Genomic DNA, 14992 nt, shown 5'->3' with positions numbered 1-14992 from the left:
TGCAGCAAACGCAATGTCTGCGGCCTGCAAAACAGGAGAGTGACGATGGCAAAGCTGGTTTATCGCGTGGTGTCCGCGTGCGGCGCGTTGGGATATGGATTTCCCCGCGAATCGCTGCAAAAGGCGCTGGAAGGGCGTATCGATGCCGTGATCTCGGATGCGGGGTCGATGGACGCCGGCCCGTATTACCTGGGCACGGGTACCGAATACTTCGAACGCGAGGCCGTGAAGGCGGACTTTCGCCACATGGTCGAGGCGGGCGAGCGCATCGACGGACCGGTCATCCTGGGCAGCTGCGGCATGGCCGGCGGCAACCGCAACCTGGACTGGATGATCGACGTCGCCAAGGAAGTCTTTGACGAGCTGGGCGTGAAGGACCGCACCGTGGCCGTCATCCGGTCCGAGCTGGACCCGGCCAGCGTGATCCGGGAATTCCGGGCGGGCGCGCTGCGGCCCACGGGCGCGGGCCCCGAGCTGGACGCCGCGGCGCTGGAAGAGAGCACCATCGTGGGACAGATGGGCGTGCATCCCCTCATCACGGCATTGGACAGCGGCGCGAAGTATGTGCTGGCCGGCCGGTCTTGCGACATTGCGCTGTTCGCGTCCGACATGATCCGCCGCGGCATCGACCCGGGGCTGGCCTATCACGTCGGCCACGTGCTGGAATGCGGCGCGCTGGCCTGCGACCCGGGCTCGCCGTCGGATTGCCTCGTCGCGGAAATCTACGACGACGGCACCGCGCTTTTCGTGGCGCCGGATCCGGGACGGCGCTGCACGCCGTATTCGATTGCCGCGCATTCGCTCTACGAGGAAAGCCATCCCCAGCTCCAGTTCTATCCCGAGGGGATCCTGGCGATGGAGCACACCGAATTCTTCGCGCGCGATGCGCGCACCGCCGGCATCCGCAACAGCCAGTTCGTGCGGGCAGGCAAACCCTGGCCGTGGAGCATCAAGCTGGAAGGCGCGCGGTGGCTGGGCAAGCGCAAGGTGTCGCTGGTCCACCTGGACCCCGCGGACCTGCCGCGCGTGCCCGCCGATGTGCTGGTCTATGGCCGCAACGGCGTGCAGACCGTGCCGCTGCGCGAGGGCGAAGCGGAGCTGGGCCTGATCGTGGAAACCTGCGCGGCGACGCCGCAGGCGGCCGAAACGCTGGCCAGCCTGCTGACCCACTACCTGATCCACTACGGCTACGCCGGCCGCAAGGCCACCGCGGGCAACATCGCCTATCCGCTGTCGCCCAACCTGGTGAGCTTTCAGCGCGAGGACGGGCAGTATGGCGCGGTGGTTCCCAGCGGCACGCGCGATCCGGTGTTCCAGGCCAACTACCCGATGATCAAGGACGCCGTGCTCAAGCTGGTGCAGGCGGAGTTTCCGGACGCATTGCGCGCCGCAACGTGGAAGATCCACGAAGCCGACGCCAGCCGGCCGGTGGCGCTGGTTCGCACCATCGACCGCGATGCCGCGCAGCTTGCCGAGCGGCATCAGGCCGACCTGAAACGCCTGTTGTCGCTGGCCCCCGCCCGTGACGGCTCGCGCCTGAACATGGACGCGGGCGACGCCTACGAATGGACGCTCTATCACCTGTTGCAGAACGAGGACATCATCAAGAACCGCATGTTCCCGATCACGTATTTCCGCGTCAACGGCGCGGCGTGGACGGAAAGCGGATCCGAGCGGCCGCGGTATGCGGACATCGGCATCACGGGCTACGAGGGCAACCTGGACGATCGCACGCTGTCCCTGATCGCCGACGTGCCGCCTGCAGGAACGCCGCAGCGCGAACAGCCGCTGCTAAACATGGCCGTGGTGGTGCGCAGCAAGGACGCCGGCATCAACCGGCTGACGTTCGACATCGTGTTCAATTCCGCCGCCGACTACGAGGCCGCGCTGCGCTCGAACGTGTTCTGCGCGGCCAACGTGGCGCGTGTGCTGGGTGTGGCGCCCGAGCGCGTGGTGGGCACGTTCTTCGTGGACAGTTGCAATGCCATCAAGCTGACGATCGACCGCCCGAACATTTCGGCCTCGCCCGACGAGCGCGATGTGTTTGGCGCGCAGCAGCAGGCCGTCATCGAGCGCCTGTCGATACCGCATTACGCAGAGCGCCTGGCGATGGCCTCGGCGTTGTAGCGCGCATCGCCCGGCCCGCCGCTCGCCCAAGACCAGGGCGGACGGCGGGTTTGCCGTTTTCAAGGTGTCCCCGGTTTCATGCCAGAATGGCACGCTGTTCAACCGCCATCGAACCCCGAGAAGAATCAGATGAGACCTGGAATTCCCGCACTACGGTTGCTGTCCCTGGCTGGCTTGTACGCGTTGTCCGCACCTGCGCTGGCCATCGATTGCAAGAAGGCCGCCACCGGCGTCGAGAAGCTGATCTGCGCCGACCGCGGCGCGGTATCCGCCGACGCGGAATTGAACCGCAGCTACGGCGCACTGTTGAAATCCGCGCCCGATGCCGAGATCCGCACGATGCTGGTCGAGGGCCAAAAGCGTTGGCTGGCGGCGCGCGACAACGCACTGGAAAGATTGATCGAGTCGCCCGATCTGCTGCCCGACGGCAAGACCCCCGCACAGGCGGCGCGCAGCCTGATTCTTGCGCGTAGCGCCCAGTTCAAGGAAAAGGCCAAGGGGTCCGACACCCCGGTCCTGATCGCGCGGGCGCTGGAACAGCGCAAGTTCCGGGCGCAGTTCACCGGCGGCCCGTTTGCCGGCTTCGCGTCGTCGTGCGATGTGCTGCCGCCCGACTACAACAACTACGCCTGCTTTGCCACGCGCCATTACCAGAACAAGGACCGCGTCTGCACGATTGACGAGTACTGGGCGTCCGGCGGCGTCTACACGAAGCGCTACGTGGCCAACGTCGAGAACGGCAAGCCCAAGGTCATCGCGTCGTGCTCGTTCACCAGCGCCGACGAGGCGTGCAGCGACGGCAATGGCAAGACCCATTGGAACCGGTCGCCCGCAAAGCCCGATTTCGCGTATGCCGACAAGCCGCTGCCAAAGATCGACGGCGAGATCTTCGATACCGACGACTACGAATGGGCGCAGGCCTGCCTGGCCAGTCCGGCATATCCCGGCGGAAAGTAGCGCATGCAGACGCCCGCGGCGGCGCGGACGGCAGATGAAAGTGTCAGACTGTAATTCGCACGCGGCGCTCGCAAGATTTGGAAACGGTATGGCCGGCGCGCTGGCCATTTCGTCCACACCACGGACGTAGAATGCCGCTTTTCTTTCCGGCCAGCGGCTGACAGGAACCAATCATGAAAAAAACCCTCCTTCTTGCATCCGTTTGCGCCGCGCTGCTGTCTGCCTGCGCGCCCGCGACCTCTCCCCGTGAAGGATCGTCCGCCATGCCTGATTCGGCCTCCACGTCAGCCGCCACCCAGGCCGGCCTGACCGCCTACCACTGGCGCCTGACCGCCGCCACCGACCCCGCGGGCAAGTCCATCGCGGCGCTGCAGAAGGGGGTCGAACATCAGGTGCGGCTGACCTTCAAGGACGACGGCGTCAATGTCCGCGGCGGCTGCAACGCGCAGTTCGGCGGGTACACGTACAAGAATGGCGTGCTGACCATCGCGAACCTGGCCTCCACGATGAAGGCGTGCGAGCAGAGCCTGATGCAGCTCGATGCGGAAATCGCCCAGCGCCTCAAAGGGCAATTGCGCGTGACGCTGTCGGGCGACAAGGCCGAGCCCGCGTTGGAACTGGCCGCGCAGGACGGCAGCGTCCTGACGTTCATCGGCGAACCGACGCCCGAAACCCTGTATGGCAGCACGGGCCAGATCATGTTCCTGGAAGTGGCGGCCAAGCGTGCCGAGTGCAGCCATCCGATGATTCCGCACTACCAGTGCCTGATGGTGCGCGAGCGTAAATTCAACGAGGCAGGCATCGCCTTGCCCGCGCCGGACAAGTGGCAGCCGCTGTATCAGTCGATCGAGGGATTCGAGCACCAGGATGGCGTGCGCACCGTGCTGCGCGTCAAGCGCTACGACTGGAAGAATCCGCCCGCCGATGCGCCGTCCAAGGTCTACGTGCTGGACATGGTGGTCGAGCAGGATGCGTCGGGCAAGGCAGCGAAGCGATAGCTGCCAGCGCCGGGTCACCAGGTGATGTAGAACATCGCCTTGGCCAGCACGACGATGGCGACCATGTGACAGAACACGCTGGTGTGCAGCCGGCTTTGCAGCGCGCCGGTTAGCTTGCGCCGGCGTGCCAGCACCAACGCCGTCACGACGTGAACCAGCACGCTGACGGCCAGCAGGATCTTCACGGTCAGCAACAGCCCGAACGATGAGGCCAGCGGCGCGGCAAGCGCGCCGCGATGCTGCCATGCCAGCCCCAATCCCGCCAGGTACAGCACCAGCACCGACCAGGGCACCACCGAACGCACCCGGGGCCCAAGCTGGCTGCCCAGCGCCTTGCGCACGTCCGGCGGCAGGCGCCGGTGCACCGGTTCCAGGAAGAGCACCTCGAAAGCGACGGTGCCGACGAACAGGAAGGCGGCAAGCAGGTGCAGGATGAGCAGCACGGGATAGAGGGTCATGGCGGTATTCTCCGCCGCCGGATGGCGGCGGGAAATGACAAACATCAAGGGGGCGGGGCCCCGTCTGACACCGTACCAAGCAAGCAGCCCGATCAAAAAGCCGGGATCTCAGCTCACTTGCCCGAAGGCTGCAGCGTCAACGTATCCGAGCGCTGGCTGTCCACCTTGGCGCGGCTGAACGCCATGGGGAAATACTCGCCCGTCGCCCAGCCCTTGAGCAGATCCTGGTAGTGCGGGCTGCGCGGATCCGCCGATTGACCCGGCACGTTCTGCACGCGCGAGTTGTCCCAGTCGGCCACGTCGATCACCTGGCGGTACGATGCGCCGCTGGTCTGGCGGAAGTCGCTCTTGCGGAACGTCGCGCGGTGCACGGTGTCGTTGTCGCCGCCGACCGGATAGCGCGGCGTGGCCCAAGCCTTGGCCGTGTCGGGCGGCAAGAGGCTGGCCAGGCTGTGATCGAACTGGATGTGGTGCAGCTTGCCCCACTGCCACTGTGTCGAATCCGGCCCCATCTTGGCGGTGAGCTTCGTCAGGCCGTCGGCCAGCGCCTGCAACAGCAGGGCGTCGCGGCCCTGTTCAGGCCGGGGGCCGAAAGCGGTGTCGGGCGTGGCCAGCTTTTCCAGTGTCCGGCGGGTGGAAAGGTCGCCGAACGCCGCGCGTCCGTTTGCCGGCACGTACAGGTCGGTCACGCGCTTGACGACTTCGGGCAGCCAGAACGCGTACACGGTCGCCGCCCGCGAGTCGGTCTCCATGCGGTAATCCCAGTCCTTCAAGAGGCTCAGCGCCGCGCCGACGTTCGGGTCCGCCGAGTTCAACGACTTGGCGTAACCGCCCAGCGTGCGGGCCGGGATCGACAGGTTGTCGAACTGCAAGTCCTGGGATTGCTGCACGGTCAGGCCCCGGCCGTCGGCCACCACCTCCCGGATGCGCTGCACGCGGAAGGGTTCGGCCCACGTGCGCGCCGACATGTCCTTGTACGGGTAGTTGGCGGGCAGGTTGTACTCATTGGCCGTGGCGACATAGCCTTCGGGCGGGTTGAAGACCCGCGGCAGGGAACTGCCGGGCAGCACGCCCCGCCATTCGAAGTCGCCATTGCCGGGCACGGGCAGCATGCCGGACCAGTCATTGCGCGGACGGATCGGCGCGATGCTGCCGCCGAACCACCCGATGTTGCCGTCCACGTCGGCGTACACCATGTTCTCGCTGGGCGTGTAGTGCTTTTCCATGCCCGCCACGAACTCGTTCCAGTTCTGCGCCTGGTTCAGGCGAAGGCTGGCCAGGTAGGCCGCCGTCCCCGGAAATTCCAGGTAGGCGGCGCGCAGGGCGTAGGCCTTGCGCCGCACCGGGTCTTCATGGATGACCGGCCCGTGGCGCGTGAATTTCAGGCTGCGCGTTGCTGGCGAGGCGCCGCGCACGGCAATGGTCTCATCGATCTGGCGCATCTTTTCCCAGCCGCCCTGGTAGCGGTATTCGCTGGGGTTGGCGGGATTGGTGTCGTAGACGTAGAGGTCTTCCTCGTCGCCGAAGGCGAAGATGGTCAGGCCGAACGCGATGCGGTCGTTGTGTCCCATCGAGACGCCGGGCAACGCCGGTTCGCCCGCGCCGATCACGTTCCAGCCCGGCGCATTCAGGTGAACCATGTAGCGCAGCGACGGCATGGTGATGGACCGGTGCGGGTCGCCCGCCAGAATGGGCTTGCCGGTCGCGGTGCGCTCGCCGCTCAGCGTCCAGTTGTTGCTTTCATAGCGCGGCCCCAGCGGATCGAAGGCCGGATCCAGCGAGGCAAGCCGGCCCTCGGACAAGGCGCTGGCCAGCTTGGCGCGATCGTCGGCGGCGAGCGGGCTGCGCGGGAAGTCGCCCGCCTCGAACTTCTGACCGTCGCGCGCCAGCCGGTAGGTGGCGAGCACGGACTTGTTGATCTGGCGCACGTCCAGACCGGCGGGCACCTGCAACGCCAGGGGCGGCTCGAAGGTGGTCAGCCCCTGCACGGCATTCAGCCCCAGTGCGGCGATCTGCTCGGACATCCGCACTTCCTCGCTGACGTTGCGCGTCAGCCCGTAGATGCGGATCAGCGAGGTCTCCGGGCTCCAGTAGCCGGGCTCGGTGCCGGTCAGCTTGAACTCCGGCGGCATCTGGTCGGGATTGGCCTTGACCCAGTTCACGTAGGCGTTGATGCCATTGGCGAACGCCGTCAGGATGGCCTGGCCGTCGGGGTGGTAGCTGGCGAATTCCGTCTGCATGTCGCCCCGGTAGCGGAAAAGCCGCGCCGCGCGGTCCTGCTCGATGAAGCGCGGGCCGAACTGTTCGGCCATCTTGCCTTCGCCCTGGCGGCGCCACAGGTCCAGCTGCCACAGGCGGTCGCGCGCCGCGGAAAAGCCCTGGGCAAAGAACAGGTCGGCCTGATTCTTGGCGTAGATGTGGGACACGCCGTGCTTGTCCCTGACGATTTCCACGGGCTGCGACAGCCCCGCCATGGCGATCGTGTCCTTCTTGCCGCCTGGCGAGGCGCAGCCCGCCAGCACTGCGATAAGGCCGCTTGCCAGCAATGCGGCGGCCCTGCGCTTGAACGTACGCATAGACTTCTCCTCCGGGTGATTGATCTTTTCTATGCCGGCGGTACGCAAGACGCAGGCAGCCGCGCCAAACGCAACACCATGCAACGGCTAGAACTAAAGCAGAAGCGCGGGGAGAAGTGTTTTATTTGATTAATTCTGGCAGGACTTGTAACGCCTTGGCGCAAGCCGTTCGCCGGGGACGCGCTGCCGGCCGGCCGGCGCGACTGGACGTGCGCGGTGTGATGACATTTTTCGTCACGACATTGGGGGGTGGCCCAACCCGCAGAGTCGGGCCACTCGCCGCGGCAATCACCAACGGCGCTGCGATCCCGTCTGGCTGGCGGGTTGTTGGGCCATGTCGCCGCCGCGCACCGAACTGACGTACTTCTGGTAGTCGGTGATATAGGTCGGGCTGTTGATGTTGGGGGTTTCTTCGCCGGCCCATTGGGCTTCGACGCCTGACTCCTTCCACGCCGCCAGATCGCGTTCGACCTCAGCGCGGGTAGGGGTGTAGTTGGACGGCGGCGCGGCCGTGGCGGGGGCGGAGGCCGCAGGTTGCGCACCGGCAGGGCCGGACAACAGGGCAAAAGCCGCCAGCGCGGCCGGAACGAGGGCGCGTAAGGGAAGTAGGGGCTTCATGTGGGAACTCCTGGTGACGAACAGGGGCGCCGGACCGCGGCTCGGGCTCTCTCGCGCAAAGGCTTTTGGATGAGGCCGGCGCAGGCCGGGGGAAGGCATCCGGCGGACACGTGGCCGCCCGGTGCTCATGCCTTCGTGCTCATCGTAGGACCGCATGGGTGCAGACCACATACTCAAGATTGAGTACGCCGCGTCGTCCTTGGGCTACAGCAACGAGGCCAGCCGGACCAGTTCCGATTGCCGGCTGCATTCCATCTTGGTCAGCAGCGACGCCACCTGTTTGCGCACCGTCAGGACGGAGGCATGACGCAGGGTGGCAACTTCCTCGACGCTATGGCCTGCCGCCAAGCCCGCCAGCACCGCGGCCTCGGCATGCGTGATGGAGAACACCGATTGCAGCTTGGTGACGTCCGGCATTGCAAAGGCGCTCTTCTTGCGCATGCGCACCAGCAGCATCCGGCCGCCGATGAGGCTGAGCGCGGGCGGCGCCGCGCTGATATCGACCCAGAAGAGTTCCCCCCACCCCGATGCGGTGGCCATCGACCGCATCTGGCCGTCGCGCGCCACCGCGGCGCAGTGCGCGTCGAACAGCCGCTGCACCTTGGCATCGGCGTGGCGCAGCCTGCGGCCATGCAGGGTCCAGCCATTGACGTCGTCCAGGAATCCCACCGCCAACGGCGACAGCTTATCGACGATGCAATCCACGCTGATGAGCAGCACCGCTTCGTGGACTTCTGAAAATGCGCTTTCCAGCGATTTCCAGCCGATGGCGCGATTGCGCTCGCGCTGCGACAGCTGATGACGCAGCACGCGAAAGTACCGGCCAAAGTCTCCGGATTGCAGCCGGTCGCCGGCCTTTGCATCCACGGACGAACGCTGAAAGCCGATCGCCGCGTGCAAGACCGTGTTCGATTCGATGATGAGCGAGAACAGTTGCGCCATGCGATGCCGCACCATGAAGTCCGCGTAGAACTCGGTGCGGTGCAACTGGGCGGCGTCGTACATCCGCGCGGTGTCCAGCCACGTGCCGGCCGGGGCATGGCGCCCGTCCTGCTCAAGGATGTCGCAGCTGTAGAAATGCGCTTGGTAGTCCGACGCGCACGCGTCGGAGAAACCGATGGCGGACAGCGTCAACAGCTTGTTCCTCGCGTCGAACACGATGAGCGTTCCGCTGTCGGCCCCGACCAGATCGCGGGCCGTGCCCAGGATGTCGCGCCACGGCGGCTCGGGATCGGTCAGATGGTCCACGGCCTCGACGGCGCGGCGCAAGGCGATTCGATGATCGGGCATGGCGTGCCTCCAACTCTGGTTCAGACGTAAACGCTGCTACGTGTCACAGATGGTTGTAGGTGGCGCCGGCCGGCAAGGGGGCGGCGCACCGCTGCTGCGGATCAAAGCGGCGGGCGCGCCGCGCATATCAGGTTGACAATGGCGGTGGGCCCAGCGCCGATTATCGTCGCAAACTTGCGCGCAAGGCGCATTTCGCCGCGCATTTTCACGCGGCAAATGCCGCGTTGATGCGGCGATACCGGGCTAATTCAACCGCCTCGCGCAAACGCGCCCTTGCCGTGCCGTCTAGCACTCCAGCAGCCGCAGCAGCCGCGCCTTGTGCGGGCCGTCGGCCTTGCGCGCCAATGCGGCAAGTTTCTTGTCCGACCCGAAGAGCCGTTCGCGCACCGGGGCCCGCGTGCCGGCCAGCCGGGCGATGCGTTCGCGCACAGCCTCGCGCAGCACGGGCGCCAGCGACGTGTGCACCGCGTCGGGGCTGAGCGGCCCGTTGCGCCCTTCGGCATGCAGGCCGTCCTGGTCGTCGGGCTCCCAACTGGGCATGACGTCGAACACGATGCGCGAGGGCTCGTATTCCAGCAGGATCTCGCTGTGGATGCCGACCTGCAGCGGCGTGCGGGCCACGATGGCATCGATGTCGTCGCGCGCTTGAAGCGTGTCGAACCAGCGGTGGATGGCGGCCAGCGTTTCGTCCTGGATCGCTTGGGCGGTTTTGTGATGCAGGCCAATGGGGCGGGATACGTCGGACATCCTGAGGCGTGAAGATTGCGGCAATTGCGGCGAATGCTACACGATGCGGCGCCGCGCCCGTCTCAATGCCGGGACGCGAAATCTCCGATGGCGGCCGCGGGCGACAGCGCGAACGAGGCCTTCATGTCGCGCACTTCCTCGATGGGCGTGCGGCCGAAAAAGCGCTTGAATTCGCGGCTGAACTGCGAGGCGCTCTCGTAACCCACGCGCGCCGAGGCCGACGCCGCCGTCAGGCCGTCGCGGATCATCATGAGCCGCGCGTGATGCAGGCGCGTGGACTTGATGTACTGGATCGGCGAGGTCTGCGTGACCGCCTTGAAGTTGACATGGAAGGCCGGCACGCTCATGCCGGCTTCCTGCGCCAGGTGCGTCACGTCAAGCGGTTGTGAAAAGTCCGTATGGATGCGCCGCAGCGCCCGGGCGACGCGGCCGAAGCGGCCCGGGTGCGCCAGCGCGGCGCGCAAGGCGTCGCCTTGTTCGCCGGTGAGGACGCGAAAGCAGATCTCGCGCACGAGCGCCGGGCCCAGGATCTCGGCATCGAGCGGGTTGCACAGCGCGCGCAGCAGGCGCACGGTGGCGTCCGCCAGGTCCATCGACAACGGAGTGGAAGCAATGCCCAGCGGCGCGTCGCCGGATTGGGCGTCGCCCGAGCGCGCGCCGGCAAGCGCGTCGATCGCCACCACCAGGTCCGCCACGGTGGTCAGGTCCATCCGGATGGACACGGCCAGCAAGGGCTCTTCGCGGCTGGCCTGCGTTTCGGTGGAAAAGGGCAGGGGGACGGACAGCACCAGATAGTGCTGCGCGTCGTACACGTAGACCTCATCGCCCAGGAAGCCGAGCTTGCGGCCCTGGCAGACGATGACGATGCCGGGCTCGTACAGGACCGGCGTGCGGCCGAGCGGGCGGTCCGAGCGCATGAAGCGCACCCCGTCCAGCGCGGACAGGCTGTAGCCCTCGTTGGGCGCCAGGCGTTCGATGAGGGCAATCATTTCGCGCGACTGCGGACTGGACGGCAGCGTCATGGGGGTATCCCGTGTTTCGGTTCCGGTGCGGCACATTCTACCGGCGTCTTCCCGGCCGGAACATGGCGGTCGATAGAAATAGGCAAGGGTGCGATAGACGCGGGTATTCGCGCGCGGCAGCCGGGTCCGTAGCATCTCAGTCACGGAAAACAACCTGGATAACGACCATGACTTCGATGCAAGAACGGCAATCCAAAGTAGTGCTGATCACCGGCGCCAGCAGCGGGATCGGCGAGGCTGCGGCGCGGTTGCTGGCCGCCCAAGGCCACCGCGTGTATGTGGGCGCGCGGCGCACGGACCGGCTGGAAACGCTGGTGCAAGAGATTCGGGCAAAGGGCGGCACGGCGGCGTTCCGCGCGCTGGACGTCACATCCGCCGAAGACATGCAGGCCTTCGTGCGCGGTGCAGAGGCAGCTTTCGGGCAAGTGGATGTGATCGTCAACAACGCGGGCGTCATGCCGCTGTCGCCCTTGTCTTCGCTGAAGGTGGACGAGTGGGACCGCATGATCGACGTGAACATCCGAGGCGTGCTGCATGGCATCGCCGCGGTGCTGCCGGGCATGGAACGCCAGGGGCACGGCCAGGTGATCAACGTGTCTTCCATCGGCGGCCTGAGCGTGTCGCCCACGGCTGCCGTGTACTGCGCGACCAAGTTCGCGGTGCGCGCGATTTCGGATGGCCTTCGCCAGGAGACCAGCAAGATCCGCGTGACGGTGGTCTGCCCCGGCGTCGTCGAATCCGAACTGGCCGACACCATTACCGACGACACCGCGCGCGTGGCGATGCAGTCGTTCCGCCGCGTCGCCCTGCACCCGGACGCCATCGCCCGCGCCATTGCCTACGCCATCGAACAACCGGATGACGTGGACGTCAGCGAAGTGGTGGTGCGCCCGACGGCCAGCCCGCATTGAACCTGCGGCCGCCGCACCCCATCGAGCGCGGTATCAGCGCGGCGGGAAGATGGCCGCGCGCCACAGGTCCAGGAAGTGGCGTTTCTTGAGCGGGTCCAGGTACACCAGCAGCCCGACACCCAAAGCCACCGGCCGCACGCCGGCCGCGGGCACGACCGATGCGCTGACCGGGCGCATGCCGGATTCCCGGGCCAGCGCGTCCTGGCCGCGCGCCGACAGCAGGTAGTCCAGGAACAGCGCGCCCAGGTCGCCGCGCGGCGCCTGGCGCGGAATGATGGCCGAACGCGACAGCATCAGCGTGTAGTCCTGCGGGTAGATGATCGCAAGCGGCGCGCCGTTGTCGATGCGGTGCCGCGTATAGGATTCCAGCAGGTTGTAGGCCAGCGTGACCTCGCCGCTTTCCAGCTTGTCCAGCGCATGTTCGGTGGACTCGTGGATGGACACGCCATTGCGGCCAAAGGCGGCGAGCAGGGCGCCGGCCATGCTGTCGAGCCGCGTGTCCTGCGTGGCCGCCAGATAGCCGATGCCGCTGCCCTGCACGTCGTACGTGGAGATGCGGCCGGCCAGCGGCTGGTCGGGCGCCTGCAGGAGCGACAGCAGTTCGCGGCGGGTGTGCGGCACGCGCGTGGCGTCAAGCTTTTGCGTGTTGTAGACCATGACGATGGGGTCGGTGCCGATGCTGAAGACCTCGTCGCGCCAGTTGGCCCAGCCGGGCAGGGCGCGCGTCTGCGGCGATAGGTGCACGCGCGCGTAGCCGTCGTTGACCAGCTTGGTCTGCAGGTCCATGGCGCTGCTGATGACGATGTCGGGCCCGGACGGAACGCCGGGCGACCTCGCCGCGCGGTCCACGGTCTCGCGGTAGAGATCCTGCGTGGACAGCTCGGTGTACTCCAGCCGCACGGAGGGGTTGAGCCGGCTGAAGTCTTCCAGCACGCCGCGAAACACCTGCACGCTGTTGGACGCATGCACGACCAGCACGTTGCTGCTGTCGGCGGGACCCAGCGTGAGGCCGCTGCTGCTGACTTCGGCGGCATGGCCGATCGCGGCCAGCGTCAGCGCGGCGCTTGCGGCCAGGCCGCGCAGGAAGGTCAGGGCGTCACGCATGACCGGGGCCTCCAGGCAATGTGACGACAGCGTCCAGCCCGCCGCCCACGCGGTTGCTCAGACTGAGCGTGCCGCCGTGGATGTCGACGACGCGCTTGATGATCGACAGGCCCAGGCCCGCGCCGGGCGCGCGCGGATTGGGACCGCGCGCAAAGCGTTCGAAGGCGGTGTTGGCCAGCGCCGGCGGGATGCCCGGCCCCTGGTCGGACACCGTGATGCGCCAGCCGCCGTCATGCCGTTCCAGGCGAACGTCGATGTGGCCGTCCTCGTTGGCGCCGTGGCGCAAGGCGTTGTCGATCAGATTCTTGAACGCTTCGCGCAGCATCAGGCTGTCGCCCTGCACGCGGGGCGTTTCGTCGCCAGGGGACGGCAGGTGCAGCCGGACGTCGGGCTGGGGATCGGCCTGCGGAACCGTGTCGTAGACGGCCTGGCTCAGCAGCTCGGCCACGTCGACCGGCTGGAACTGCCGGACGTTGCTGCGATGGATGACGCTGGCGTCGCTGAGCAGCTGGTTGACCAGCCGCGACAGCTTTTCGGCATTGCGCAGCACGGCCGCGAGGCTGCGCCGCTGCTCCATCGGGTCGTCCTCGTCCAGCGCGACTTCCATCTGCGCATGCAGCGCGGCCAGCGGCGTGCGCAGCTGGTGCGCGGCCTCGGCAATGAACAGGCGCAGCGTGTCCAGGTTTTCCGACAGCCGCGCCATGAAGCCGTCCAGCGACTGGACCAGCATGTCCAGCTCTTCGGGCACCGGCGCGGCAATGGGATGCAGGTCCGACGCCGAGCGGGCGGCCAGCTCGCGCTCGACCCGCTGGATCGGCGAGAGCGACCGCTGCAATCCCCAATAGGCCAGCGCCAGCGCGGCGGCGGTAAAGCCGATCAGCGCCAGCGTGCCTTGCCACAGGATGCGTTCGGCCAGCGCGTTGCGCGCCTCGCGTGTCTGGGCGACCTGGATGATCGCGGTTTCGGTCTCTTGCGGGCCCGCCACCTTGCGTTCCATCCACGCGACGCGCACCGGTTCGCCTTGGTATTCGGCCGCGTAAAGCTGCGGCGTGCTGGCGTCGGCGTTGCCGCGCGCGGGCGGCGCGGGCAGGTCGCCGTAACCGGAAATCAGCGCGCCGCGCGCCGAGGCCACCCGGTAGAACACGCGATCGCGCGGCGCCTGCTCCAGTAGGGCAAGCGCCGCGTAGGGCATGTCCATCTGCCACTCGCCCTGCACGAGCTGCAGGCTGTCGGACATGGACAGCACGGACGCGCGCAGCAACTGATCGTAGGTGGTGTCGGCGGTCTGGTGCGCGTAGCCGCGCAGCAGCAGGTAGATCGCAGCCAGCCCGGCCGCGAACAGCATCCCCAGCACGGTCAGCAGCCGGCGGCGGACGGAAATGCGGCGAGGCTGCTCGGGGCGCGGCCGGATCATGGTGGCGCGGGACCGCTACGGTGACGGCGGGGTAGGGGGCTCGTCCTGCGCGCCGCCGGCGGCCGTCAGCAGGTAGCCGGTGCCGCGCTGCGTTTCGATGCGCAGCGGCGAGCCTTCCAGCTTGCGGCGCAGCCGCGCGATGTAGACCTCGATGGCGTTGGGCGCCGCATCGTCATCGAAGGCGAACAGCTTGTTCGCGATTTCCGATTTGCTGACGGCGCGGTTCATGCCGGCCAGCAGGATTTCCAGCAGGCTGAATTCGCGCTTGGGCAGCTCGATGCGCCGGCCCGCCAGCGTCACCTGCCGCGCGGCGCTGTCGATGACCAGGTCGCCGAATCGCAGGACGCCCGTGGCCTGCGGACTGGGACGGCGCAGCAGCGCGCGGCAGCGGGCTTCCAGTTCGCGGAAATCGAAAGGCTTGGCAAGGTAGTCGTCCGCGCCGGTATCCAGCGCATGGACGCGGTCCTCGATGTCGATGCGTGCGGTCAGCGCAAGCACGGGCGTCTTGCTGCCGCGGTCACGCAGCCGGTGCAGGATGTCAAAGCCCGACATGCGGGGCAGGCCGATATCCAGGATGACAAGATCGAAGGTCTCGTACTGCAGGACGCCGTCGGCGCTCAGGCCGTCATTCTGGCTGTCGACCGCGTGGCCAAGACGGCGCAGCCGGCGCACGAGTGCGTCGGAAAGATCCTCGTCGTCTTCGATTACCAGAATGCGCATGGCGCGATTGTCGCATAGCAAAAAACGACAGGTTCCAGACAGCTTTTCTT

13 protein-coding genes are annotated in these 14992 nt (G+C 67.1%); 4 read left to right on the top strand and 9 right to left on the bottom strand.

Features of this window, described 5'->3' with window-relative positions:
* The first annotated feature begins 45 nt into the window (after positions 1–45).
* The 3 genes from FBY20_RS05100 (at position 46) to FBY20_RS05090 (ending at position 4082) form a co-directional block, all read left to right on the top strand.
* Positions 46–2127, top strand: a complete 2082-nt coding sequence (locus tag FBY20_RS05100; protein ID WP_142050458.1) for a DUF4387 family protein — start codon at positions 46–48, stop codon at positions 2125–2127.
* A gap of 129 nt (positions 2128–2256) precedes the next feature.
* On the top strand, positions 2257–3084 hold the full coding sequence (locus tag FBY20_RS05095) for a lysozyme inhibitor LprI family protein (RefSeq protein ID WP_142050455.1): 828 nt from the start codon (positions 2257–2259) through the stop codon (positions 3082–3084).
* A gap of 263 nt (positions 3085–3347) precedes the next feature.
* Entirely contained in the window at positions 3348–4082 is a 735-nt protein-coding gene (locus FBY20_RS05090) for an META and DUF4377 domain-containing protein (protein ID WP_186350996.1), read from the top strand.
* A 14-nt stretch (positions 4083–4096) separates the two neighbouring features.
* Here the strand turns inward: FBY20_RS05090 and FBY20_RS05085 are convergent, their stop codons facing one another.
* The 6 genes from FBY20_RS05085 to FBY20_RS05060 form a co-directional block, all read right to left on the bottom strand.
* Positions 4097–4540: a CopD family copper resistance protein gene (locus FBY20_RS05085; RefSeq protein WP_142050449.1), complete on the bottom strand. Its 444-nt coding sequence runs from the start codon at positions 4538–4540 to the stop codon at positions 4097–4099.
* A 113-nt stretch (positions 4541–4653) separates the two neighbouring features.
* The gene (locus FBY20_RS05080; protein ID WP_142050446.1) at positions 4654–7116 is read right to left on the bottom strand and encodes a penicillin acylase family protein; all 2463 of its coding nucleotides are present in this window, start codon (positions 7114–7116) and stop codon (positions 4654–4656) included.
* Between the two features lie 288 nt (positions 7117–7404).
* Positions 7405–7734, bottom strand: a complete 330-nt coding sequence (locus tag FBY20_RS05075; RefSeq protein WP_142050443.1) for a DUF4148 domain-containing protein — start codon at positions 7732–7734, stop codon at positions 7405–7407.
* A gap of 204 nt (positions 7735–7938) precedes the next feature.
* Entirely contained in the window at positions 7939–9024 is a 1086-nt protein-coding gene (locus tag FBY20_RS05070) for a LuxR C-terminal-related transcriptional regulator (protein WP_142050440.1), read from the bottom strand.
* A 285-nt stretch (positions 9025–9309) separates the two neighbouring features.
* Positions 9310–9771, bottom strand: coding sequence for a DUF6138 family protein (locus FBY20_RS05065; protein WP_142050437.1), 462 nt, complete (start codon positions 9769–9771; stop codon positions 9310–9312).
* Between the two features lie 62 nt (positions 9772–9833).
* A complete protein-coding gene (locus FBY20_RS05060; RefSeq protein WP_142050435.1) occupies positions 9834–10793 on the bottom strand; it encodes an AraC family transcriptional regulator in 960 nt (319 codons plus the stop codon).
* Positions 10794–10969: 176 nt separating this feature from the next.
* Between FBY20_RS05060 and FBY20_RS05055 the strand changes: the two genes are divergently transcribed.
* Positions 10970–11704: an SDR family oxidoreductase gene (locus tag FBY20_RS05055; protein WP_062840600.1), complete on the top strand. Its 735-nt coding sequence runs from the start codon at positions 10970–10972 to the stop codon at positions 11702–11704.
* A gap of 33 nt (positions 11705–11737) precedes the next feature.
* Here the strand turns inward: FBY20_RS05055 and FBY20_RS05050 are convergent, their stop codons facing one another.
* From FBY20_RS05050 to FBY20_RS05040, 3 genes are read right to left on the bottom strand one after another with little or no spacing between them, the layout of a single operon-like run.
* Positions 11738–12808 carry an ABC transporter substrate-binding protein gene (locus FBY20_RS05050; RefSeq protein ID WP_142050432.1) on the bottom strand — a complete coding sequence of 357 codons (1071 nt, stop codon included), beginning with the start codon at positions 12806–12808 and terminating at the stop codon, positions 11738–11740.
* Entirely contained in the window at positions 12801–14222 is a 1422-nt protein-coding gene (locus FBY20_RS05045; RefSeq protein ID WP_056321621.1) for a sensor histidine kinase, read from the bottom strand. The genes FBY20_RS05050 and FBY20_RS05045 overlap by 8 nt, the downstream gene beginning before the upstream one ends.
* 15 nt (positions 14223–14237) lie before the next feature.
* On the bottom strand, positions 14238–14942 hold the full coding sequence (locus FBY20_RS05040) for a response regulator transcription factor (protein WP_056321624.1): 705 nt from the start codon (positions 14940–14942) through the stop codon (positions 14238–14240).
* Positions 14943–14992: the final 50 nt, after the last annotated feature.

The sequence above is a fragment of the Achromobacter sp. SLBN-14 genome, assembly GCF_006715415.1.
Classification (GTDB): Bacteria; Pseudomonadota; Gammaproteobacteria; order Burkholderiales; family Burkholderiaceae_B; genus Achromobacter; species Achromobacter mucicolens.
The sequence above is the reverse complement of the archived record's forward strand: the minus strand, read 5'-3'. Positions and strand labels throughout refer to the sequence as shown.